16 protein-coding genes are annotated in these 21,835 nt (G+C 62.4%); 1 reads left to right on the plus strand and 15 read right to left on the minus strand.

Features of this window, described 5'->3' with window-relative positions; translation table 11 throughout:
• Positions 1-367: 367 nt before the first annotated feature.
• Genes ACO59D_RS03395 through ACO59D_RS03410 form a run of 4 tightly spaced genes read right to left on the minus strand, consistent with a single transcriptional unit; the run spans position 368 to position 3,266 of the window.
• Positions 368-925 carry a DNA-deoxyinosine glycosylase gene (locus ACO59D_RS03395; RefSeq protein WP_485125766.1) on the minus strand — a complete coding sequence of 186 codons (558 nt, stop codon included), beginning with the start codon at positions 923-925 and terminating at the stop codon, positions 368-370.
• Complete coding sequence (locus tag ACO59D_RS03400) at positions 915-1,718, minus strand: metallophosphoesterase family protein (RefSeq protein ID WP_485125767.1); 804 nt, start codon at positions 1,716-1,718, stop codon at positions 915-917. The genes ACO59D_RS03395 and ACO59D_RS03400 overlap by 11 nt, the downstream gene beginning before the upstream one ends.
• 52 nt (positions 1,719-1,770) lie before the next feature.
• Positions 1,771-2,283 carry a very short patch repair endonuclease gene (locus tag ACO59D_RS03405; RefSeq protein WP_130812478.1) on the minus strand — a complete coding sequence of 171 codons (513 nt, stop codon included), beginning with the start codon at positions 2,281-2,283 and terminating at the stop codon, positions 1,771-1,773.
• Positions 2,280-3,266, minus strand: coding sequence for a hypothetical protein (locus ACO59D_RS03410; RefSeq protein WP_485125768.1), 987 nt, complete (start codon positions 3,264-3,266; stop codon positions 2,280-2,282). Before ACO59D_RS03410 ends, ACO59D_RS03405 begins: the two co-directional genes overlap by 4 nt.
• Before the next feature lie 278 nt (positions 3,267-3,544).
• Here ACO59D_RS03410 and ACO59D_RS03415 point away from each other — a divergent pair, with 278 nt between their 5' ends.
• Positions 3,545-4,777, plus strand: a complete 1,233-nt coding sequence (locus ACO59D_RS03415; protein WP_485125769.1) for an MFS transporter — start codon at positions 3,545-3,547, stop codon at positions 4,775-4,777.
• 538 nt (positions 4,778-5,315) lie between these two features.
• On the opposite strand, the gene ACO59D_RS03420 is transcribed toward ACO59D_RS03415, so the two are convergent.
• From ACO59D_RS03420 to ACO59D_RS03470, 11 genes are all read right to left on the minus strand, one after another.
• The gene (locus ACO59D_RS03420) at positions 5,316-6,560 is read right to left on the minus strand and encodes an aminotransferase class III-fold pyridoxal phosphate-dependent enzyme (protein WP_485125770.1); all 1,245 of its coding nucleotides are present in this window, start codon (positions 6,558-6,560) and stop codon (positions 5,316-5,318) included.
• Between the two features lie 15 nt (positions 6,561-6,575).
• Positions 6,576-7,451 carry an acetylglutamate kinase gene (argB, locus tag ACO59D_RS03425; RefSeq protein ID WP_485125771.1) on the minus strand — a complete coding sequence of 292 codons (876 nt, stop codon included), beginning with the start codon at positions 7,449-7,451 and terminating at the stop codon, positions 6,576-6,578.
• Between the two features lie 66 nt (positions 7,452-7,517).
• Positions 7,518-8,804, minus strand: a complete 1,287-nt coding sequence (gene argJ / locus ACO59D_RS03430; RefSeq protein WP_485125772.1) for a bifunctional glutamate N-acetyltransferase/amino-acid acetyltransferase ArgJ — start codon at positions 8,802-8,804, stop codon at positions 7,518-7,520.
• 92 nt (positions 8,805-8,896) lie between these two features.
• Positions 8,897-9,985: an N-acetyl-gamma-glutamyl-phosphate reductase gene (argC, locus tag ACO59D_RS03435; protein WP_485125773.1), complete on the minus strand. Its 1,089-nt coding sequence runs from the start codon at positions 9,983-9,985 to the stop codon at positions 8,897-8,899.
• A 142-nt stretch (positions 9,986-10,127) separates the two neighbouring features.
• Positions 10,128-13,211, minus strand: coding sequence for a DUF4422 domain-containing protein (locus ACO59D_RS03440; RefSeq protein ID WP_485125774.1), 3,084 nt, complete (start codon positions 13,209-13,211; stop codon positions 10,128-10,130).
• Between the two features lie 128 nt (positions 13,212-13,339).
• Entirely contained in the window at positions 13,340-16,693 is a 3,354-nt protein-coding gene (locus ACO59D_RS03445) for an FtsX-like permease family protein (protein ID WP_485125775.1), read from the minus strand.
• A 2-nt stretch (positions 16,694-16,695) separates the two neighbouring features.
• Complete coding sequence (locus ACO59D_RS03450; protein ID WP_485125776.1) at positions 16,696-17,397, minus strand: ABC transporter ATP-binding protein; 702 nt, start codon at positions 17,395-17,397, stop codon at positions 16,696-16,698.
• Between the two features lie 272 nt (positions 17,398-17,669).
• Entirely contained in the window at positions 17,670-19,016 is a 1,347-nt protein-coding gene (locus ACO59D_RS03455; RefSeq protein WP_485125777.1) for a Y-family DNA polymerase, read from the minus strand.
• Between the two features lies 1 nt (position 19,017).
• A complete protein-coding gene (locus tag ACO59D_RS03460; RefSeq protein WP_485125778.1) occupies positions 19,018-19,599 on the minus strand; it encodes a DJ-1 family glyoxalase III in 582 nt (193 codons plus the stop codon).
• Between the two features lie 140 nt (positions 19,600-19,739).
• Positions 19,740-20,201 carry a fructose PTS transporter subunit IIA gene (locus tag ACO59D_RS03465; RefSeq protein ID WP_485125779.1) on the minus strand — a complete coding sequence of 154 codons (462 nt, stop codon included), beginning with the start codon at positions 20,199-20,201 and terminating at the stop codon, positions 19,740-19,742.
• Positions 20,202-20,571: 370 nt separating this feature from the next.
• Entirely contained in the window at positions 20,572-21,711 is a 1,140-nt protein-coding gene (locus ACO59D_RS03470; protein WP_485125780.1) for a glycerate kinase, read from the minus strand.
• Between the last annotated feature and the right edge of the window lie 124 nt (positions 21,712-21,835).

The following is a 21,835-nucleotide window of genomic DNA, read 5'->3' on the forward strand; positions in this document are numbered from 1 at the left end:
CTCTGCGATTCAGCCACGTTGTGTGCGCTGCGATTGATGTTGGGCATCCATTGTGGCAGAAACTCGCGGAGCCGTGGGCGTTGTCGACGCCTCATGAGGCATCGCCTGACAAATCTGCGGGTTAATTGCGGCCTTCGACAGGTGCCGTCGAGAAAGCAGGCGGACAGGCTGTCCTTCTCCGCGACGTGCAATTAATCCGCAGTTTTACCTCGCTGGCCAGCATGTGGGCCTGTGCATACGCACGACACCGAACCTCTGCCATTGGAGGCGGTCGCTCGCCAGGCGGCACAGGCAGCCGTCCCACCAGTCGCGTTTTCTCGCCGTTTAACTACTCACTCCCAAACGGCGAGGGTGCACGGAGCCGTCATCAAACCGCAGTTTTTGCGCACCACTCTCTCTCCGCCGCACAACGCAGGGGCTCGTAGGCCACCACTAGGTCATCGAGCCTCATACGGGCGTTTGCCGGGCTCGTCGAGGGAAGTCCCGTGCACGGAAGGCCGCACGAGGGCTCGATAAGCCGCCGATAGAGCCTTGTGGCAGCCCCGCCCGTGCAGAATACGCGAACGATTGGCGCGACCGAGAGGATCCTTTCCACGTCGTTGGGGACGGGGTCGCGTATGGAGGCGTCGCTCGCACCCGTGATGGTGCAGCTTGCGAGCACGTCCCACAGCGCGACGTGGTGTCGCAGGCATAGGTCGCGACGGCCGTCGTTGCCCGTCGGCACAGACTCGTCCCACAGTGCAGCCATCACGCGCCAGAAGCGGTTCTGAGGGTTGCCGTAGTAGAAGCTCACCTCACGCGATTTGGGGCTGGGCATGGTACCCAGCACAAGCACGCGGCTCGTCTCATCGAAGATTGGCGCAAGCGGATGAACCACGCGCTGGCCCGCTCGGCCGGAGCCGCACACGTCTTCCCTACTCGCCATCGCGAACGGGCTCCGCGAACTCCTCGCCGTCATCCAGGCGCATGACCGTGACCCGACCAAAACCGGCACCTCCAGCGGCACCGGAGTCTATGTCCCAGCGATCAGCCACACCACCCGTGGCGTCGCGCGCTCCAACGCGCACCATCTGTGCGATGCCATTCTCGTCTCTTACCGGACGGTCAAGCTCGTCCGTCATGGACGCAAGGTAGGGCGTCGGCGTGTGCCCCGCCACCACAATGGGTCCCTCTCCCTTCTCGTTGAGAAGGCCTGTGGGGACCGACCAGAACTCGTCGCGAATCCACAGCAGGTCATCGGGGGTCTGCGCGCCGAGCAGCGCATCGATTGCGGCACCGTTCCAGGTGCCATCGGCTGGTGCCGGGCCATCCGGACGGATTCCGGCATGGACCATGATGTAGTGGCGTCCCGCCACCTCCACGTGGGTCGAGAGCGGAAGGCCACGCACCCACTCGATAAGCTCGCTCGCCTCGTCGCCCGGGAGCCCCTGAAGACCCGAAAGCGTAGCCATGCCGCCGTTGATTGCCCAGTTTGCCTGCGACATCACGTCATTCTCGTGGCCGAGCGCGTCGAGCATGAGGTCCTCGTGGTTGCCCTTGAGCACGCACACGTTGGGAAGCGAGCGCACGAGGCGCATGACGCCGACGGGATCGGGCCCGCGGTCAATCATGTCCCCGAGACAGAACACGGCGTCATCTGCGCCGGGGGACACGCGCTCGAGAACGCGCTCGAGCGTCGCGCGATGTCCGTGGACATCAGAGAATACGTATGTCGACATGGCGATACCCCCCGTCGTTGGCCATGGGCACTAGCTTAGACCTGCGACTGGTTTAGCGCAAAGTATGCCGTGAGCGTAGCTTTTGTCGCTCTCGGCGAAGCTTCCAAGGGCGGGGAGAGCCAATCTCCACCATCCGAGCAACGTTTTGGCCCTCCCTGCTTGCCCGGTCGAGCTCGCGCAGGACCTCACGCATGGTGGAGTCGAGCCGCTCCTCCTTGAGCATGCACTCCCATACCACAAGGACTGTCCACCCGTCTTGTACCAGCAGTGCATTGTCGCGGGCGTCGCGTGCGCGGTTGCGGTCGAACTTGGCCTTCCAGAACTCGACGTTGGTTTTTGGAAGCGGCAGGAGACAATGGGGGCAGCGATGCCAGAAGCAGCCGTTCACAAAAATGGCAACCTGCCTGCCGGGAAAGCAGATATCAGGCTTGCCTGGCGCCTTCTTCCAGTGCAGCCTGTAGCCGGTGTAGCCGGCCTCGCGAAGCCTTGCCCGCACGAGAAGTTCTGGCTTGGTGTTCTTGCTCCTGTTCGCCTGCATCACATGGCGCGTAGCCTCACTCGTCAAGACGCCGCAGCCTCCGTGCCATGAGACAAGGGGAAACTCTCCTCGTCTCGCGTACCCCCGAAGTTGATGTTGCCTGTGAGCGCGTACGACGCCGCACTGTCAAAGCCGGGAGAGAGCACGGACGCAACCACCGAGGTCGCGCGATCGAGAGCGCGTTCGTAGAGGTTCGCAAACGATTCCCTGCTCACAATGCCAGTCGCGGGGTTGGTCCATGCACGGTGCTCAGAGTTGTCAAACTCCGAGGAGGCAGACGCCCGCACGCGATGCGAAAGGGCGCTGTAGGTGGAGTAAGGGGCACCGGAAATAGCACGCTCAAGAGCAGCGATCGCGCTGCGATGGTGCTCGCGCGTGGCATAGAGCAGGCGCATCATGGTTCGATAACATCCCACCGAAGCCGAGAACGTCGTGGGGTCGATGGGCCTGCCATAGGTCCACAGGGCAGCATAGAAGTAGAGCTTGTCGATAATGGCAAGCGCCTCTCGCGAAGCCCGCAGGGTATTTGCAAACGGGCGGTACTCGGCAATCGTCTTGCCGGTCTTACGGAAAAGCACAGCCTCGTCGAGGTCACGCTCGACCTCCATGTGGACCTTGCTGTCACACTCCGGTCCTAGCCCGGCAACCCCCGCGTGCGTCAGGTCATAGGCCCAGGCGTTGATAAAAGGGTGGACCGTCGAGTCCAAGAGCCAATGGCACGAGAAGCCCGCCAGATATGCTGCACCAACCGCCCTCTCGCGCTTGGACAGGCGGTCAACGGCCTCGCGCATGGCTGCAAGGAGCCTGGCGGGGCGCTTGTCGTGCATGAGGCCTCCCATCTCGGCCCACTTCGCCATGAGGGGGTACAGCTCGATGTAGAAGAGCGGGTCGGGGCCTTGGCTCCCCAAGAGGAAGGCGTCGCGCTCGTCCAGGGTTGCCAGGGGAAGCTCCGCCTTCGCGCACTCGGCAACGTCGCGTGCAAAGAAGTCGTGCGTGAGAATGGCCGGCATCGTAACCCCTTTCTGGTTCCGGTGAGCGGCGCGAGAGGCGCCGTTGTGCCGCTCCGCCATTATGCCCCATCCAAGGGACATCTGGCGCACACGCGCCGAGGCGACGCCATCTCTTGCACGTCTACGGTTGCGGTGCGGCCGCACGGCGGCGCATGGATGACGCATCGGGCAAGCCATTACATAATCCTGACAGAAGCCGGGAGTTTCGCCGCCATTCCAGCGACACCGTTTTGGTTTGTCTGAGCGCGATTCCAGGAGGGCCAACGGAGAGGATTGCTATGTCTTTTAAGATGACGAAGGCCGAGAAAAGCTGGGTTATGTATGACGTGGGTAACTCCGCGCTGGTGCTTCTCGCCACGAGCGTCATTCCCATCTACTTCAAGTCGCTGGCAGATGGCCCCGCTCTTGTCGCGTGGAGCTATGCAGAGACGGTTGCATCGCTGGTCATCGCACTGCTCATGCCCATCCTCGGCTCCATTGCCGACCAGCAGGGCATGAAGAAGAAGTTCGTCATCGGCTCCGTAGGAACGGGTGCCGTGGCTTGCGTGGCCATGGGCTTCCCCACAAACGCCATGGCGTTTCTCGTGATCTACGTCATCTCCTCCGTGGCGCTCAACACGTCGTTCGTGTTCTATGACGCGCTGCTTGTGGACGCCACGACGGATGACCGCATGGATGACGTTTCCAGTCGGGGGTATGCGTGGGGCTACATCGGCAGCTGCGTGCCGTTCCTCGCTTGCCTTGCCTTTGTACTGGCAAGGCCCTTTGGCATGAGCCTGCAGGTAGCCATGCAGATTTCATTTTTCATTACGGCTGCCTGGTGGGTGGCGTTTACGATCCCCATGCTCAAGAACGTCGAACAGACCCACTACAAGCCGCGCGAGAAGCACGCCCTTGCCAACGCAGTGCACGGCATCGGAGCCACGGCGGGGCGCATCTGGCGCGACCCGTCCATCAGGAACTACATCATTGCGTACTTCTTCTACATCGACGGCGTACACACCATTATCAAGCTCTCAACCTCGTACGGAGCGGACCTTGGCATCGACGGTACGCAGCTGGTGCTGGCCTTGCTCGTCACGCAGTTTGTGGCGTTCCCCTCGGCGATCGCATACGGCAGGCTGGGACACAAGCTTGGCACGCGCACGATGATTCTTGTGGGTATCGCCGGCTACACCCTTATCACGCTGTTTGCTGCCTTCTTCCTGCGCTCCGCCGTCGAGTTCTGGATTCTGGCCATCATGGTCGGCCTCTTCCAGGGCGGACTGCAGGCGCTTTCGCGCTCCGAGTTTGGCAAGCTCTGCCCCAAGGCGCACGCAAACGAGTACTTTGGGTTCTTCGACATCTTTGGCAAGTACGCCGCCATTCTCGGCACCCTTATCGTGGGCACCATGACGGCCATCACGAGCAACGGCTCGCTGGGCGTGCTTTCGATCGTGGTGCTGTTCGTGATTGGCTTCGTGGTCATGCTGCGCGTTCCAGAGCGCACGGGCGCCAAGTCGGAGCAATAGCATTCCCCATCGGCGAGGGGCACAGTGCTAGGGTGGCCAAATCTGAGCCGCTGCCCTTCGCCGATGGCCATGGCATTTTTTCGCCACGCCTGAATGCCACGATTTCCACGATTTTGATGACAGCATCCATCGATACTTGTTCTTCGCAGTGCAACGAGCGTGGCATGCCGAGGGTTTTCTTCGGAGAAGCCGAAGTTACGGCTAACGGGGTAGCCCACAGTCAAATCGTCCTGCATGAAAACGCGATATCGTACGGTTTTCTAGCGGCCTCTGCATGAAATCGCGTTATCGCGGGGCCTCTTCCGCACCCCAAGATAAAAGTTACAACTATATTTGCATATATTTCTATATTTCACAACAAATATGCATAAATATGCAAATATACTTCAATGTTTTATGTCGGAACGCCAAAACCACCCCGCGATAGCGCGATTTCATGCAGCGAAGAGCAAAAAACCGTACGATATCGCGTTTTCATGCATCGGAACTCCGACTGGGGGCATTGAGGCCAGCCCGCTTCAATGCCCCCGGTCTGTAGCTAATCGAGAAGTTCGAAAAGCCTGTCGCAGACCTCGTCCACCTGTTCCTCGGTAATCACCAGCGGAGGAAGGAAGCGCAGGATCGAATCACCTATGTGGTTGAGAACGAGTCCCTGCTCAAGGCCCTTGTCGACAAGTTCGTTGGCCATGGGCACGTCAAGCTGCGCGCCAAGGAGGAGCCCGTGCCCACGCACTTCGGTCACGTGCGGCAGCGCTTCAAGGCGCTGGCGCAGGCGTGCGCCGCAGGCAATAACGTGCTCCCCTATCCCCTCGGAGACCAGCACCTCCACCGTGACGCGGCCGGCAGCCGCCGCAAGTGCGTTGCCCCCAAAGGTAGAGCCGTGATCCCCCAGCCCCATGAGGTCCGCAACCTCAGCCTTTGCCGCAACGGCTCCCATAGGAAAGCCATCTGCGATGCCCTTGGCCATACTCACCACATCCGGCTCGATGCCGGCAAGCTGGTAGCAGAACGGCGCCCCGCAACGGAAGAAGCCGGTCTGGACCTCGTCAATGATGAGAAGCACGCCGCGCCTCTCACACTCCGCAGAAACAAAGCGCAGGTAGTCGTAGTCGGCAGGCCACACGCCGCCCTCGCCCTGCACGCACTCGAGCATTACGGCGCACACGGGACCGCATGACGCCGGCGGGTTGTCCAACGCCGCCACAAGTGCGTCCGCGTCGTTTAGGGGAACCGCTGCAAAGCCGGCGGGCATGGGGAGGAATGTCTTGTGGAAAACAGCCTGACCGGTCGCCGCCAGCGTCGCAAGCGTACGGCCGTGGAAGCTCTTCTGCGCCGTGATGATGCCGGACGCGCCACCAAGCCTCTTCTCGCCCCAACGTCTTGCAACCTTGATGGCTCCCTCGTTTGCCTCGGCACCCGAGTTCGCAAAGAAGGTCTTCCACGCAGAGCCCGTGGAGCCAACCACATGGCCCTCCTCGTCGCACGTGGATGAGAGAAGCCCCGAGAGGTCACGGGCGAGCTCGCCGCGGTTCTCGACGTAGAAGTAGTTGCCAACCTGCCATACCCTGTCGACCTGCGCGTGAAGTGCCGCTGCCACCACGGGGTTGCGGTGTCCCAGGCTCACGGAGCCAATGCCGCCCAGGCAGTCGATGTAGGCCTTGCCGGTCGAGTCGGTAAGCGTCGCCCCCTCGCCCGAGACAAACTCAACGGGGAGACGCCCGTAGGTATGCATCACATACGCATCATCAAGGGCCTTGGCGCTCTCGAAGCTGGTGTCTGCCATGTTGCTCTCCTTGTTCTAGTCCTGGGTGAAAAGGGTGCCCACGCCGGCGTCAGTGAAGATTTCGACGAGGAGCGAATGCGGTGTCTTGCCGTTGAGAATGACAACCTCATGGACGCCGTTCTCCATTGCCTCCTCAATCGAGCGAATCTTTGGAATCATGCCGCCGTCCAACTCTCCAGAGGCAAGGACCTCTTTTGTCTCAGATAGCGTAAGTGACGAGATAAGGCTGTCCTTGTCGCGATAGTCACCAAAGAGTCCATCAACATCCGTGAGGTAGATGAGCTTGTCGGCATGGAGCGCTTCCGCTACCCTGCCCGCAGCGATGTCGGCATTGATGTTGTAGAACCCATCGGGGCCACAACCAACGCTTGCAACCACGGGGGTGTATCCGTCATCAAGGATGGAATTGATGAGCTCCGGGCTCACTTCGCGAATGCGGCCAACACGGCCAAGCTCGGCCGAGACGGGCTCGCTCTTGAAGGTCTTCCCGTCGGCACCCGAAATGCCCACCGCGTTGTGACCGTATTCGTTCAATGCCCACACCAGTTGCTGGTTCACCTTGCCAACGAGCACTTCCTGTACGGCCTCCATTGTGGCGTCATCCGTCACGCGCAGGCCGTCCTTGAACTTTGTGGGAATGCCCAGCTTGCCGAGAAGCGCACTTATCGCCTTCCCACCACCGTGCACGAGAACAACGCGCATGCCCATGAGCTTGAGAAGCTCGATGTCCCCGACCACCTGGACCATGAGCTCAAGATCTTCCATGGCAGACCCGCCGTACTTCACAACGATGGTCTTCCCGCGCATCCTGTTGATCCACGGGAGCGCCTCGGTGAGAACCTCTGCCTTCTTCTGGGCAAGCTCGAGCTCGCCTTCCTCGCGACCTTGCATGTGTACCTCCTGCCGTGGGTTTTGTTGGTCATGGGCACGGCGCACGCGGCCGGGCAATCCGAAGCCCTAGGTTCGGTACTCTCCGTTGATTTTGACGTAGTCGTGCGTGAGATCGCAGGTCCACACCCGCGAGCATGCCTTTCCCGCACCAAGCGAAATGGCAATGTCTATCTCGGGCTGCTCAAAGCGGCGTAGCATGTCGTCCTCGTCCATGGGAACGGGAAGTCCCACACGGAGCACAGGCACGCCCATGAAGTCGATGTCGACGGCTTCCTGCGAGAAGGGCACGCCGCATTTGCCGGCAGCCGCAGCCACGCGGCCCCAGTTGGCATCGTGTCCAAAGATGGCAGTCTTGACCAACGGCGAGTTTGCAATGGCAAAGGCAACCTTATCGGCGTCCTCCTGGCTGGTCGCTCCAAGGACGTCCACGGTCACGAGTTTGGTCGAGCCCTCGCCGTCCGCAGCAATCTGCCGGGCAAGGTTGGTGCAGACGCCCCTGATGGCCGCAGCGACAGCCGGATACGCAGGCGAGCCCTCGTCGATGGCGGCGCCACCGGCAGCACCCGTGGCAAAAAGGATGCAAGTGTCATTGGTGGAAGTGTCAGAGTCCACCGTCACCTTGTTGAAGGTCTGGCGAACGGCTGAGAGGAGCGCGGCATGCGCGGCCTCGGGCGTAAGCGGGGCATCGGTCGAGAGCACGCAGAGCATGGTTGCCATGTTTGGCTGAATCATGCCCGAGCCCTTCACAAAGCCGCCCACGTGCACCGTGACAGAGCCGCCGTCCGCCTGATGGGCGGACCCCACAAGGGCCGCCTCTTTGGGGTGCGTGTCTGTGGTCATAACCGCACAGGCAGCGTCATGGGCGGCCTCGGGCGTCGCCGCAAGCGCTTCGACGGCAGCTGGCACGCCTGTCACGTAGGGCTCGAGGGGGAGCCGCACGCCGATGACGCCTGTCGACGCCACAAGCACGTCCTTCTCGTCACAGCCCAGAGCCTGGGCGACAAGGGCGCAGGCCTTCTCGGCACAGCGCAGGCCCGGCTCACCGGTGGCCGCATTGGCGTTGCCGGAGTTGAGAACCACGGCCCGGGCGTGGCCCGAGGCGGCACGCGCTCTGCTCACCTGCACCGGCGCGGCGCAGAAGCGGTTCTGCGTGAACGTTGCCGCGCAGACGCAGGTCTTATCGGCAACGACAAGCGCCATGTCCTTGCGCTCGGGATTCTTGCGAAATCCTGCAGAGATTCCGGCGGCACGCATGCCTGCGGCCGCGCAGACGCCTCCCTCGCAGGGGGCAAAGCCGAACGACTGGGGAGCGTCATCCTGCAAGGGGATGGCGAGAGGCTTGATGCTTGTCATGAAAGGGCCCTTCTGGACGGGGACGCGCCGCATACGCGTCCGGAATGGACAACGCGGTGGTCCTGCGCCAGCCGACGGACTCGGCCATGAGCCTAGATGAGCGGGGCGGTAGCCCCAATGCCTTGGGTCTCCGGAAGCCCCAGCACCAGGTTTGCACATTGCATGGCCTGGGCAGCAGCCCCCTTGCCGAGGTTGTCGATCGCGCAGGACGCGATGATGACCCTACGTCGTCGGTCATCAAGGGCCACGCCAACCTGGGCACGAGCGGTCGCCGCAACAGACGAGGTCTGCGGCATGCGCCCGGAGGGAAGCGTTGAGACCAGCGCCTCGTTGGCATAGCGACGCTCGTAGGCGCCCTGCACATCATGTGCGGTGACGCCGTCTGCCGCCGTCATGTACACGGTGGCGAGAAGGCCTCGGGTGAGCGGGGCAAGGTGCGGCGTAAACACGACGTTCATCTCGCGATTTGCTGCCTGGGTGAGCGTCTGCTCGATCTCGGGGGTATGGCGGTGGCGCGCCACGCCGTAAGCCTCGACGGACTCGTTGGCGTGGCAGAAGTGCGTGCGCGCATTGGCCGCGCGACCTGCGCCAGAGACGCCGGAGATGGCGTCAGAGATTACGAGGTCCCCTGTGGCAAGGCCCGCCTCGAGCGCCGGGATGGCGGCAAGCGCCGTGGCCGTGGGATAGCAGCCCGGTACGGCAACAAGCACTGGCTCATCCTTCGCGTGGCGCTCCCCCAAGGCGAGAAGCTCAGAGCGATTGAGCTCGGGCAGGCCATAGGCCGTCTGGTTGAGAAGCTCAGGGCTCGTGTGCGGCGTGCCGTACCACTGCTCGTAGACGGCCGCGTCATGCAGGCGATAGTCCGCCGAGAGGTCGATCACGGTAACGCCCAGCGCAAGAAGCTGCGGCGTGATGGCAAGCGAGGCCGTGTGGGGCACGGCGAGAAAGGCGACGTCCGCATTCTGGGCGATTGCCCCCGGCTCGGGAAGCGAGAGGACGATGTTGGTTGCACCCTCGAACGCAGGGTACACGTCGGCCAGCCTGGCACCAGCGGCCTTGCGGTCCGTTGCCATGACAAGCTCCATGGAGGGGTGCCCCAGGACAATGCGACAGACCTCGACCCCGGCAAAGCCGGTTGCCCCCACGACACAGGCCCTTATGCGCTCCATTCCCTCAATCACCCCATAATAATGCATAAACATAATCTAGTATGCAAAATTGCTTTTGTTTATTGGGTGCAGGATAGCACAGGCGCGCAGGGCTGCACCGCAAGGGGCAATCTGTTTTTCTCCCTGACACAATTGGAGATGACCGCCCGCCGCCCTAGCTCCGGCCGCGAAGCCCACGGCCAATCGACTTGAGCACCTCCCGGCGCGTGCTTCCCACAGGCGCGAGGGGGTCAACAATCTGACGGAGGGGGTTGTCCTCACCTACCGCGCGCTCGTGAACTCCCAGCCTTGTGCACTCGTTGTTGATGTAGTCCATCACCTGGGACTCCGCCTGGCGGACGTCGGCCCTGTGCAGCCCTGCAATGATGGCCTCATAGAACGGCGTCTCGCGGGCATAGTTCCAGAAGTGCTCGGAAAGGTCAATCCACCCATGGGTCCAAGGCTTTACGGCACCAGCAAAGTGGACGACCCTGGGATTGCTGCGCGACGCCAGGTAGGCATCGTAGGCAGCGGCGGGAGCGTTGGGGTAGAGCGCGGTTGTCCGGTGGAAGATGTCGTTTGTGACATTCCACGAAGCGTCGAGGTAGGTAACTCTCCCCTCGCACTCGGTATTGAGGATGTCCTGGTCGTTATAGATGAAGTCAGAACGCTGAGAAACCTCCAGCCACTCCTGAACCGTATGCAGCTCTCGCATGGCACGCGTGTTGAGCACGAGCACACCAGCCTGGAAATAGTCGTACGGGCTCTTCATCTTGAGAACGCCGCGTGTGTAGCGCATGCGCTTGCCGTCTGGGAGATTAAGGTTGGCAAGGTAGTCGACATCGCGCGTTGCAGCAACCAGGTTGTCGCCCAGATCGGTATCGAAAAGCTGCGCAACGTCGCCCTCGACCACAAGGTCCGAGTCGAGATAGACCACCTTGTTGTAGGCCGAAAGGACATCCTGCACGAGGAAGCGATAGTAGGTCTCAACCGAGATGTGCTCATTGTTGGTATCGAGGTCAAAGCCTTCAACCATGCGCCATACGTCAAAGAAGGTGATGCGGACGTTCTCGTGACGGCCAAGGAAGGCGCGCATGGCGGCTTGGTGGTCGCCAGAGATGTCGCGCGTGAGCACCACAACGTCATAGAAGCGCTCGGGGCTGGCGTTTCTCAGCATCGACTCGATGGCAACCGTGAGCACCGGAACATAGGCGTCGTCGGAGGCGAAGACCACCGGCACCACCTTAGAAGCCTCAACGGATTCACGGTCGAGAAAGACCGGGGTGAACGTCTGTGCCGGCTCGGGATTTGTGAAGTGGACGCACTGGAGCTGCTTGGTCTTCCACGAAGCTCCCTCGCCTGCACGCATGGCATGCAGGTACCACACGTTGAAGAGACGCTCTGCCAGGTGCCCGGGAGTACGAACCGCCTCGCGACTGTAGGTGGACATGTCCGTCTCGCGGACAAACTCGTCAAGGACGGGGAACAGGAACTCGCAGTAGGACGAGAAGAGCTCACGCCTCATGATGTACATGTTGCAGAAGCAGGACTTCTCGCCCCCAAGGAAGGCGTCGAAGTCCGGGGCATAATCGGGGAACAGACGGTGGACGATTGCCACGCAGCGGTTGAGGTCCTCGATGTGGAGTGACGGCGCAGCGGCATAGTGCTCTCGGGGCGTAGAGAAGTCACCGGGGAAGTCTGCTAGGCGCTTGAAGCCCGTGGTAACGAGGTCGTAACCCTCAATGCAGCGGCGGATGCTTGCGTCGTCCAGGCCGTAGAGCCTCACCGCATCGGCGTCGATGAAGTCATCCATGACCTCACCATAGGGGTTCTCCTCGTACGCGGTATCCGTGAAGTTGAAATAGCGTCGATAGTGGCAGAAGCCCACGTATGGGGAGGTGGTGTTCTTCCACGCCCAGTACTGGGTGGTGAGCTCGCAGTACATGGGATTCTTAGGCGAGATGTTATCTCCCTCGTCGTCGTGAAGAGCCCAGATAAACCTCGTGTCCCAATTATTGTTGCCTGGCCCAACCTGGATGGGCTGAAGGATGTTGCTCTTTGGAACGTCAACGTCCTTGTGGGTGGTCACGAGTATGCGGATGTCCTGAGCGGAGAAGTCCGCTACATGCAGCTGAGAAAGGTGAATGTGCGCCTTCTCGCACATGGCGCGAGCACGGAGGAGGTCGGTCTGATTGGACGTGGCGACATCAATCTTTGAATCTACGCGCTCGGCAAGCGAGAGGAGCAGGTGCAGCTGGTCTTCCTCGGAGGGAAGCGCGCCCGCATCCACAAACGAGTACGCGCGGTCGCGCACGAGGCGCCAGAGCTCGCGGGCACAGGCGGCAGGCCCAAACGTGTGCGAAAGATGCAGGGCGGCACCGGGCTTCTCGTCATCTGGAACACGAACGAGCAGGTCATTCGAGAGAAGCTCGAGCATCTTGTGACGCATGCCCACAAAGGACGAAAAGAGCGCTGCCGTCTCGTGCCCATGGACGTAGTCGCCCGCCGCCTCAATGCAGGCGAGGAACTGGTCACAGAATGCTCCAAAGCGAGCAGAAGTGATAGGGCTCACTCCTGTAATCCCCTCGCCGTAGTGGTAGATGTAGCCCCGGTTCTCCTCGATGCCAACACTGCGTTCGGCAAGGTCGGAGATGACGAATACCTCGTAGCCGTCCTCCGCACGCTCCAGTCGCTCAGAGGTCATCGCTGCAAACGCACGCCTCAAAAGCTCGGTACGATAGAGGCGCTGGGTCGCACGCCAGTCAACAAGCTGTCCGTGCTTCTCGTCAAAGATGTCGAGGAGCACATCATCACCCTCGGCCACATCGCTTGGCCTGTTGACAAAGCCTGCAAACCCCTGAGCGCCTTGGTCCGTCACACCGTTTTCGGCAATGACGGTAATGCCTACATGAAAGACGTCGGCCTTGGGGTCTTGCTCGGCGGCACGGGCAATCCCCTCGAGAAAATCGGGCGCAAAGGAGTCGTCGCCGTCAAGGAAGAACGAATACTCTCCCCTCGCAGCCTCGACACCCGTCTTGCGCGCAAGGTGAAGTCCCTTGTTCTCCTCGTGGCGGATCACGCGGAAGCGCGAGTCGCTTGACGCAAAGCGCTCAGCGATGCTGCCAGACTGGTCCGGCGAGCAGTCATCCACCACGATTGCCTCCCAGTCCTTGAAGGACTGCCCCTCCACGCTGGCAAGGCAGCGCTCAAGGTAGGCATCCACATTGTAGGCCGGGATGATCACGGAGATTCTGGGCATGATGCCTCCCAAGGGCATATTGCTGGACGGCGTTCGCTAACGGCATAATGATACCAGCCCAGGGCATGCGCCCCGACTCCTTCACATCACGGGTGGCCGCGTCATGCCGCAGGCCCCATCCCGCATTCCTAGTCAACGCTCTTCAGGCTCTCGACCATGTCAACGGTATCGAGGCGCCGACGCATGGCAAGCATCACCAGAAGTGCGAATGCCATCGTGAGCGCAAACGCCGCACCGTAGCTTGCCGCATGGATGGTGCGACCAAACATCACATAGTCCACCTCGGCCGTCGTGACCACGAAGCTCTCGAGCCATGTGCCCAAGGCAAGCCCCACCGCATCGCCAAGGAGTGCGGTAATCACTATCTCGCGGAAGATGTAGGCGTGTATTTCTCGGCGAGTAAAGCCGAGCACCTTGAGGCTTGCGATCTCACGCATGCGCTCGGAGACGTTGATGTTCGTGAGGTTGTACAGCACGATGAAGGCAAGTGCGGCGGCAGACACCACGAGCACCACCACAACGGCATCCACGACCGAGAGCATGGAGCGGTACTGCTCGATGGTCGCTGTCGAGAAGGACACCGTCGAGACCGCGCCCCCGTCGTGGAGGGCCTCGGAGACCTGCGAGCGGCCCTCCTCGTCAAGTGAGGTCTGGGCGAGAAGCGTGGAGAAGGCCGGCGTGGCATCGTCCACCTGGGCCCAGGCGTTGTGTCCCACGTAGACACTATTGCCTACGTAGTTCTCGCAGACGCCGGTCACCGTGAGGGCATGCCCCTCCCCTGTCGAGTTGCCCACATCGTCAACGTCAAAGAGCACCACCTCGTCACCCACGCCGATCTTCAGGCGCACTGAGAGCTTCTCGGTGATAACCACGGCATTGTCGCCAAAGGCAACCTGCTGGTGCGTGACCCTGTCGCGCAGCGTTATGGCACCGTCAAACGACGAGGAGTCCTGCGGTACCATGGTACTCACGCGGAGCGTGTCCGACGTGTTCCGGGAGCCCGCACGCATGGTCACCTGCTGCACCCGTTCGATGCGCCACACCTCGCCGGTGGCCTCAAGCGCATCCTCAGCCGCCTTGACGTCACCTTCCGTCGAGCCGTCCTTGAGGCCCACCGCAGCGTCGTAGTGGACGATTGGCCCGTACTGGCAGTCGATGATGTCCCAGATGGCATCGTGCAGGCCAAACCCCACAAGAAGCAGCGCCGTGCAGCCGGCAACGCCCGCGACCGTCATGGCGAGGCGCCGCTTGTAGCGGAAGAGGTTCCTGCACGTGACCTTCCACGAGAACGAGAGCCGCCGCCAAACAGGGCCAATATGCTCCAGGAGGATGCGCTTGCCCGGCCTGGGCGCAAGCGGCAGCATGAGGCTTGCCGGCGTCTCTCGAAGGCTCGACGCAACGGCACCCCACGTGGCAACGAGCGTGACACCCACGCCCGCGCCGCCAGCAACGAGCGCGACCGCAGGCTCAACGGGCAGTGGGAAGGGCATGGCGGGGACCGCGTAGATTACGCTGTAGGAGGACATGATGATACGTGGCAGCGCCTGCGAGAGCACAGCTATGCCGAGAACCGCACCACTCACGCTTGCGATGGCCGCATACGTGAGGTAGCGAGAGGCGATGCGCGCCTTGGAGTAGCCAAGGGCCTTGAGCGTGCCGATGAGCACGCGGTCATCGTCCACCATGCGCGTCATGGTGGTGAGCGCCACGAGCGCTGCCACGAGGAAGAAGAAGACAGGGAACACGTTGGCGATGCCGTCCATGCGCCGCGTGTCCTGCATGTAGGTCTCCACGCCCTCGTCCTGCGTGCGGTCGAGGAGATACACGTCCGGCTTCTCGAGGGCGTCTACCTGCGCCTGTGCGTCGTCAATCTGTGCTTGGGCGTCTGCCAGCTCGGAGTTGGCCTGTGCCTCCTGCTCCTGGTACTGGGCAAGGCCCTCCTCGTAGCTTTCCTTCGCATCCGCAAGCTGGGCCTCGGCATCTGCGAGTTGGGCCGCACTCTCGTCGAGTGTGGCCTGGGCAGATGCCAGCTCTGACTCGGCGCTCGCGCGGCTCTGCGAAAGCTCGTCCTTGGCGTCATCGAGCTGCGCCTGGCCGTCCGCAAGCTGCTGCTCCGCAGCCTGGAGCTGGGCAACGCCGTCCGCGGCGGCCTGCAGCTGCGCCACCGCTGTCTGTGCCTGGGCAAGCTGCTCGCGTGCTGCAGCAAGCTGCGCCGGGTCCACCGCATCCCCTGCTGCCTCGAGGGCGGCCACCTGCTGTGCAAGCGCATCGGCCGCGGCACTTGTCTGCTCGAGCTGCGAGGCCAGCGTAGAGGCAGCCTCGTCAAGCGACGTGGCACCCAGGCCCTCGAGCGTCGAGGCCACAGACTCGTCAATCTGAGCAGACTGCGCATCAAGGTCCTGCTGCTTTGAGTCAAGCCGCTCCTGGGCAGATGCCAGCTCTGACTCGGCGCTCGCGCGGCTCTGCGAAAGCTCTTCCCTGCCCGCCTGAAGCTGTGACTTGCCGGACGAGGCCTCGTCCTCGGCCTCCGCGATCTGAGCCGCAGCATCATCGAGCTGCGCCCTTGCGTCAGCAAGCCCAGAGTCTGCATCAGCGCGCTTCTCGTCGAGCGTTGCCTGGGCATTGTCCACCTTGGCCTGCGCGTCCGCGCGGAGGTCATCAAGGCGCGCCTCGGCAAGCTCGTCCAGGCTTGCAGAGAGCGCGTCTTTCACTGGGGCAACGGCGTCGTCGTATTCCGTCGTGCCATCCGTCTTCTCTGCTGCGCCGTCAACGGTGATGTAGAGCTCCGTCCACGGGTAGTCGTCCGCGAACGCGGAAGGCAACACGTAGGCCACCTGCCTCATGGAGCCATCGCCCAGACTCGTTGTGCCAAAGGTGCCTGTGTAGGGATAGCTGGGAGAACTGACGAGCCCCACGACCGTGAACGTGCGAACGCCGAGCGCGTCGCCCACGTCACTCGTACCGTAGAGGACCTCGACGGTGCCGCCTATCCCTAGGCCGGGCGTCACGGCATCCCCGTCGAGCACACACTCGTCTGACGACTCCGGCCAGCGACCCGACAGCAGCCGCACGCGGTTTTCGTAGCTCTTATCCGCGGAGTCAACCTCCTCGGAGGAGGCCACCGTTGCCGCGCGCGCCGCGTCCACGTCAAGCGATGACACGCGCACGGCCATCTGCTCGTCACCAAGGCGAGCCATCACGTCCGCTGTCGCGGAAGGCATGACGGCCGTGACGCCCCCTTGGGCACCAACACGCTCAACATCATTCTCGCCAAAGCCCTTTGTGGAAACAAGCCGCAGGTCATAGAGGTTGCAGCCATCAAACCAACGGTCTGCCGCCGTGCGCATGTCTCGCCCGCTCATCTGAAGGCCGGCGAGAAAACCGCAGCCCAAAGCTACGATGCCGGTGATGGCCAGGAAGCGACCGAGCGACCCCTTGATGGAGCGCCAGACCCCCTTCGAGAAGGCGGAGCGAGCGGCCATTGCTACCACTCGACTTCTGTGGCGGCAAGCGGACGTGCGTTTTTCTCAACGCTCTCGGCGCGGCCCTCGCGCACGCGAATCACGCGGTCGGCAATCTGGGTGAACGCCGTGTTGTGAGTCACGATGGCCACGGTGCGGCCATGCTCGTTGCACGTCTTCTGGAGAAGGCCGAGGACCTGCTTGCCCGTCACGTAGTCAAGGGCGCCCGTCGGCTCGTCGCAGAGCAGGAGCTTGGGGTTCTTGGCAAGCGCACGTGCAATGGCCACGCGCTGCTGCTCGCCACCGGAGAGCTGTGCGGGGAAGTTGGCCTTGCGCGAGGAGAGCCCCACCTCGTCCAAGACCTCGGCTGCGGGCAGTGGGTCATCGCAGATCTGGCTTGCCAGCTCGACGTTCTCGATAGCGGTGAGGTTCTGGACCAGGTTGTAGAACTGGAACACAAAGCCTATGTCATGGCGACGGTAAAGCGTGAGCTCGCGCTCCGAGAGGCCCGAGACCTCATGGCCGGCCAGCATGATGGTACCCGACGTGCACGAGTCCATGCCGCCAAGCATGTTGAGCACAGTGGTCTTGCCAGCGCCGGAGGGTCCCACGATAACGCAGAGCTCACCCTTCTCGATGTCGAAGGTCATGCCGTCTACCGCATGGACCTCGACCGAGCCCATGCGGTAGACCTTGCCGACGTCTCTGAACTCAACAAATGCCATGTCATGTGCCCAATCTTCCGGGCGAGCCCCCGTTTGCGCCTACCCCTCCATTATGCCCGGGCCCGCGGTGTAATGCAGGGGGAGCTGGGTGAGGCCACGGTAAAGGCCCGTGGACGTGCCCCTCCTCCTGCTGGCGCTCTCGTTCGACGAGCATGGCACGGTACCCCTTAAGCGGGTCGAACGGCATAAAGATCTTTGCGCGCTCCGAGAGGGGCATGGGCTGGCGTGCCGTGGGCACGTCGCCTGCAGGTGTGGGCGGCGTGCGAGGGCCGTCACTCTCCACTGCGATGGCCTCCAATCTGGAGGTTGCGCTCGCGCGTGGTGGCCTCGGGGAGAAGGTCCACGCCCTTGAGCAGAGAGTTCTTGCCAAACTTGCGCTTCACGGCGCTGATGGCCTCCTGGCGGCGGCGTTCACGGGCATCTGCCTCGGGCGTGGCGAAGAGGCTGCCCTGTACGCCCGATGCATCCTCCGGCAGCACGGCCACTGCGGTAAGGCCCAGGCGATGGACCTTGCGCGAGGCATCAACGTTGGCATCGAAGAGCCGTGTTGTTGCCGCAAGAACCCGCTCGCGGGAGTTCGTAGGCACGAGGAATCGCTCAATGCCGCCCGTAGAGGCCGCGGCACGATACCATGCACGCGGGTCCGAGCGGTCGCTGATGCCCGCGCGCTCCTCGGGCGAGAGGTCGTATCCAGCAAAGAGGCTCACGCCACTGGCAACGAGCCCCTGCTCAACGAGGTCAAGGGCGAGGTCATCGGCCATCGCACGACAGATGATGCGCGCGCCATCGAAGTCCCTGCTGCACCCCAGGACCTGCGCCGTCGAGACGGAATGCGAGCCCGAGCGGTAGGCCTTGATGTCTGCCATGGTCACAGGCTCAACACCCCAGGCATGATCGATGAGAATCTCTGCGTCCACGCCGAACTCCTGGTAGAGAGGCTCCTGTGGGTAGGTGGCAACCTGTCCCATCGTATGGATGCCCATGGCCGAGAGCCTCTCGGCAATGCCAGGCCCCACGCGCCAGAAGTCCGTGATGGGGCGGTGGTCCCAAAGCGTAGCCCGGTAGGTCTCCTCGTCGAGCTCTCCAAAGAAGCCCGGACTGTGCTTGGCCGTGATGTCGAGCGCGGTCTTTGCCAGGTAGAGGTTGGTGCCAAGGCCGCACGTGGCAGAGATGCCCGTGGTTCTCACCACATCCTCGCGGATACGCTCGCCAAGCTCACGGGCCGAGCAGCCATAAAGGTCGAGATACCCCGTAACGTCCATGAAGGCTTCGTCTATCGAGTAGACGTGGATGTCTTCTGGGGCAATCCACCGCAGGTAGACGGCATATATGTCGCACGAACGCTCCATGTAGAGCGCCATCCTGGGAGGAACCATCACGTAGTCGATGGTCTGGGGAATCTCAAAGACGCGACAGCGGTTGCGCACCCCAAGCGCCTTCATGGCCGGCGAGACCGCTAGGCAGATGGTCTTCTCCGTGCGCGTTGGGTCCGCCACCACGAGGCGGGCGGCGAGCGGGTCAAGCCCACGCTCCACGCACTCGACGCTGGCGTAGAAGCTCTTGAGGTCTATGCAGAGGTACTGGCGCTGAGAGGTGCGCGCTGCAGGGGCATCTGCCACGCTAGCCCTCGAGCACGATGCGAGGCCTTAGGTCCTCGACCGCAGCATCCCCTAGGAACCAGCGGACGATCTCCAGGCCAAACGCGATGGCCGTTCCCATGCCCTTGCTCGTGATCACGTTGCCGTCCACAACGGCGGGCTCCTCCGAGAGGATGGCGCCGTTCTCGACAAGCACGTGCTGGAAGCTGGGGTTCGAGGTGGCAGGACGGTTGGCGAGCATGCCCAGCTCCGCCAGGATGGACGGGGCGGCGCAGATGGCAGCCACGCCCTTGCCAGCCCGGTCAAAGGCCTTGACGGCAGCGACGAGAGGCTCGCAGGCCCTGAGGTTGAGCGTCCCCGGCATGCCACCGGGAAGCACGAGCATGTCGTAGTCGTCGAAGGAGAAGTCCCCATCTGCAATCGAGCGATCGCACGTGATGGTGACCTGGTGTGAGGAGGTCACGGTGTGCTCGGGAGTGATGGATACGGTGTCTGCGGGAATGCCAGCTCGATAGAGCAGGTCCACCACCGTAAGACCCTCGATCTCCTCGAGGCCGTTTGCAATGAACACTGCAACGCGCTTGTCGGTCGACTGCCTGAACATGGCATGCTCCTCCCGGGGGCGGCGCCCCGCCACGATGCGAACCTTATCTCAACGCGTGGACGAAACGGGGACGGCCTACCGTATGCGACCGTCCCTCCAAAACACTGTGGCTGCAGGCACATTGGGCCAAGCTCGCGAAGCTAGCTCTGCTCGTCAATGCCCTTGTTGATGGCATCGGCGATGACCTGGGGATCATCGGAGCTGCGGACGAGGCTCTTGAAGTCGTCCTTCATGAGGAGCACGGCAGTCTTGGAGAGCAGCTTGATGTGGGTGGTACCCGCCTCGCCAGCAGGGACCAGGAGCGAGATTGCGATGTCGATGGGCTTCTCGTCGAAGGAGGGCCAATCGAGGGCGTGGTCGTTCTTGAAGACGATAACGGCAGCCTGCTTGATGGAGGCGTCCTTGGCGTGCGGCACCGCAAAGCCGTCGGTCATGCCCGTCTCGCCCATGTCCTCACGGGCGATGAAAGCCTTGTAAACGGCGTCGGCATCATCGGCGACGCCAAGCTCGACTGCCTTCTGGGAGATGAAGCGCAGCACCTCGTCGCGACTCTCGGCGTGCTGGTTAACAAAAACGTCATTGGAAGTTACGAAATCGCTCACTGGTGCTCCTTTGTGACGTAGGAAGACATAGACTCTTGCGCGTGGGCACAATATCCCTTGCTCCATAATAGTAGCAGGGAGACGCGCCGCAGTGAGGCAAGGGCACTCCCCTTGTCTCATTGCACATAGTGGCGAGACCCGGCTGGCGAGAAGCGTCGCTCGTGCGTACGCATACGTGCAAACTTCTACCACGACCCCTCTTGGCAACTGGGCAAACTTGAAAGCACTGTCAAATCTCGTTGGTCGTGCGTACGCAGAAGGGAAACTCCTTGCCGGCGGAGGCCTCCAAGGCCCGCTTTTGGGCAGAAACCCACACATGTGCGTACGCACGACGGACAGCCCGTGCCGCACTCGTAGCCCGCCACCGCAATCAATCCGAGAGGCGCTGCCCCAAGGCCATTAGCGAGAAGACCCTTGCCGCGGCAAGGCGGTAGTTCCTCTCGGCATGAGCAAGCGCCTCTACCACGTCACCGCAGTCGATGACCGTAGGCACAAGCACATCCACCCCAAGGTCAACGAGGCCAAGGGCACCGGAATCCATACCGCCCACAACGGCAACGCAGGGCACGCCAGCCCCCTTGCAATGTGACGCCACGCCCGACACCACCTTGCCGTGGGTCGACTGCGCGTCTGCGTGCCCCTCTCCCGTGACGCAGAGATCTGCGCCGAGAAGTGCCTGGTCAAGCCCAACGACATCGAGAACCCAGTCAATCCCCCGAACCGACGTGGCGCCCAAGAAGAGGCGAACTGCCACACCAAGGCCGCCTGCGGCTCCGTCTCCCGGCTGGTCTGCGACACGCCCAAAGGTGCGCTCGAGCACGCGGGCATACGACTCCATGCCCCGCTCAAGCCCCTCGACCTGCTGCGGCGTGGCCCCCTTCTGTGGGGCAAATACGCGGGTTGCGCCGCGAGGTCCAAGGAGGGGGTTGTCGACGTCGCACAAGAGGCGAAAGCTTGCGCGCGTGGCGAGAGGATCGAGCCCAGAGAGGTCAATGCGACCAACCCTCCCGAGGTCCGCACCCGTCCCTTCGAGTTCCCCTCCCGTCGAATCCAGGAATCGGACGCCCAGCGCACGCATGGCCCCCATGCCACCATCATTCGTTGCGCTTCCGCCAATGGCAAGCGTGACCTCGGTGGCACCGTTGTGAAGCGCATGGAAAACGAGCTGGCCCGTGCCATAGGTGCTGGTGAGAGCCGGATTGCGCTCTGCATGCATGAGCAGAGGCAGTCCAGAGGCGGCGGCCATCTCGATGACGGCGCGGTTCCCCGGCAACATGCCGTAGGACGCCTCGACCGGCCTGCCGAGAGGATCAGCCACGCTGGCTTCGATACGTGTTCCGCCGAGGGAGGCAACCACGGCATCGACGGTCCCCTCGCCCCCGTCGGCAACGGCCAGCCGAGCACATTCGACGCGGGGAAACACGCGCATCGCCTCTTCTTCGAGAATGCTGGCCGCACGAGTCGAGCTGATGGTGCCCTTGAGCGTGTCGGACGCGAAGACGAACTTCATGTGCGCTCCCCTCTCTGCACGCAAATACAACAACGTGACCCCCTAGGAAGAAACCCGAGGTTACCTCTCATCCAGAGGCTCTCTCGTACATCTTCCCATTCTTGCCACAAGAAAGCGGGCCACC

It is taken from the genome of Tractidigestivibacter sp., from assembly GCF_057241865.1.

Bases quoted from the DNA above. Each gene is read 5' to 3' on its own strand.
- ACO59D_RS03395 (WP_485125766.1), bottom strand. From the start codon at position 925: ATGGCGAGTAGGGAAGACGTGTGCGGCTCCGGCCGAGCGGGCCAGCGC.
- ACO59D_RS03400 (WP_485125767.1), bottom strand. From the start codon at position 1,718: ATGTCGACATACGTATTCTCTGATGTCCACGGACATCGCGCGACGCTC.
- ACO59D_RS03410 (WP_485125768.1), bottom strand. From the start codon at position 3,266: ATGCCGGCCATTCTCACGCACGACTTCTTTGCACGCGACGTTGCCGAG.
- ACO59D_RS03415 (WP_485125769.1), top strand. From the start codon at position 3,545: ATGTCTTTTAAGATGACGAAGGCCGAGAAAAGCTGGGTTATGTATGAC.
- ACO59D_RS03420 (WP_485125770.1), bottom strand. From the start codon at position 6,560: ATGGCAGACACCAGCTTCGAGAGCGCCAAGGCCCTTGATGATGCGTAT.
- argB (WP_485125771.1), bottom strand. From the start codon at position 7,451: ATGCAAGGTCGCGAGGAAGGCGAGCTCGAGCTTGCCCAGAAGAAGGCA.
- argJ (WP_485125772.1), bottom strand. From the start codon at position 8,804: ATGACAAGCATCAAGCCTCTCGCCATCCCCTTGCAGGATGACGCTCCC.
- ACO59D_RS03440 (WP_485125774.1), bottom strand. From the start codon at position 13,211: ATGCCCAGAATCTCCGTGATCATCCCGGCCTACAATGTGGATGCCTAC.
- ACO59D_RS03445 (WP_485125775.1), bottom strand. From the start codon at position 16,693: ATGGCCGCTCGCTCCGCCTTCTCGAAGGGGGTCTGGCGCTCCATCAAG.
- ACO59D_RS03450 (WP_485125776.1), bottom strand. From the start codon at position 17,397: ATGGCATTTGTTGAGTTCAGAGACGTCGGCAAGGTCTACCGCATGGGC.
- ACO59D_RS03460 (WP_485125778.1), bottom strand. From the start codon at position 19,599: ATGTTCAGGCAGTCGACCGACAAGCGCGTTGCAGTGTTCATTGCAAAC.
- ACO59D_RS03470 (WP_485125780.1), bottom strand. From the start codon at position 21,711: ATGAAGTTCGTCTTCGCGTCCGACACGCTCAAGGGCACCATCAGCTCG.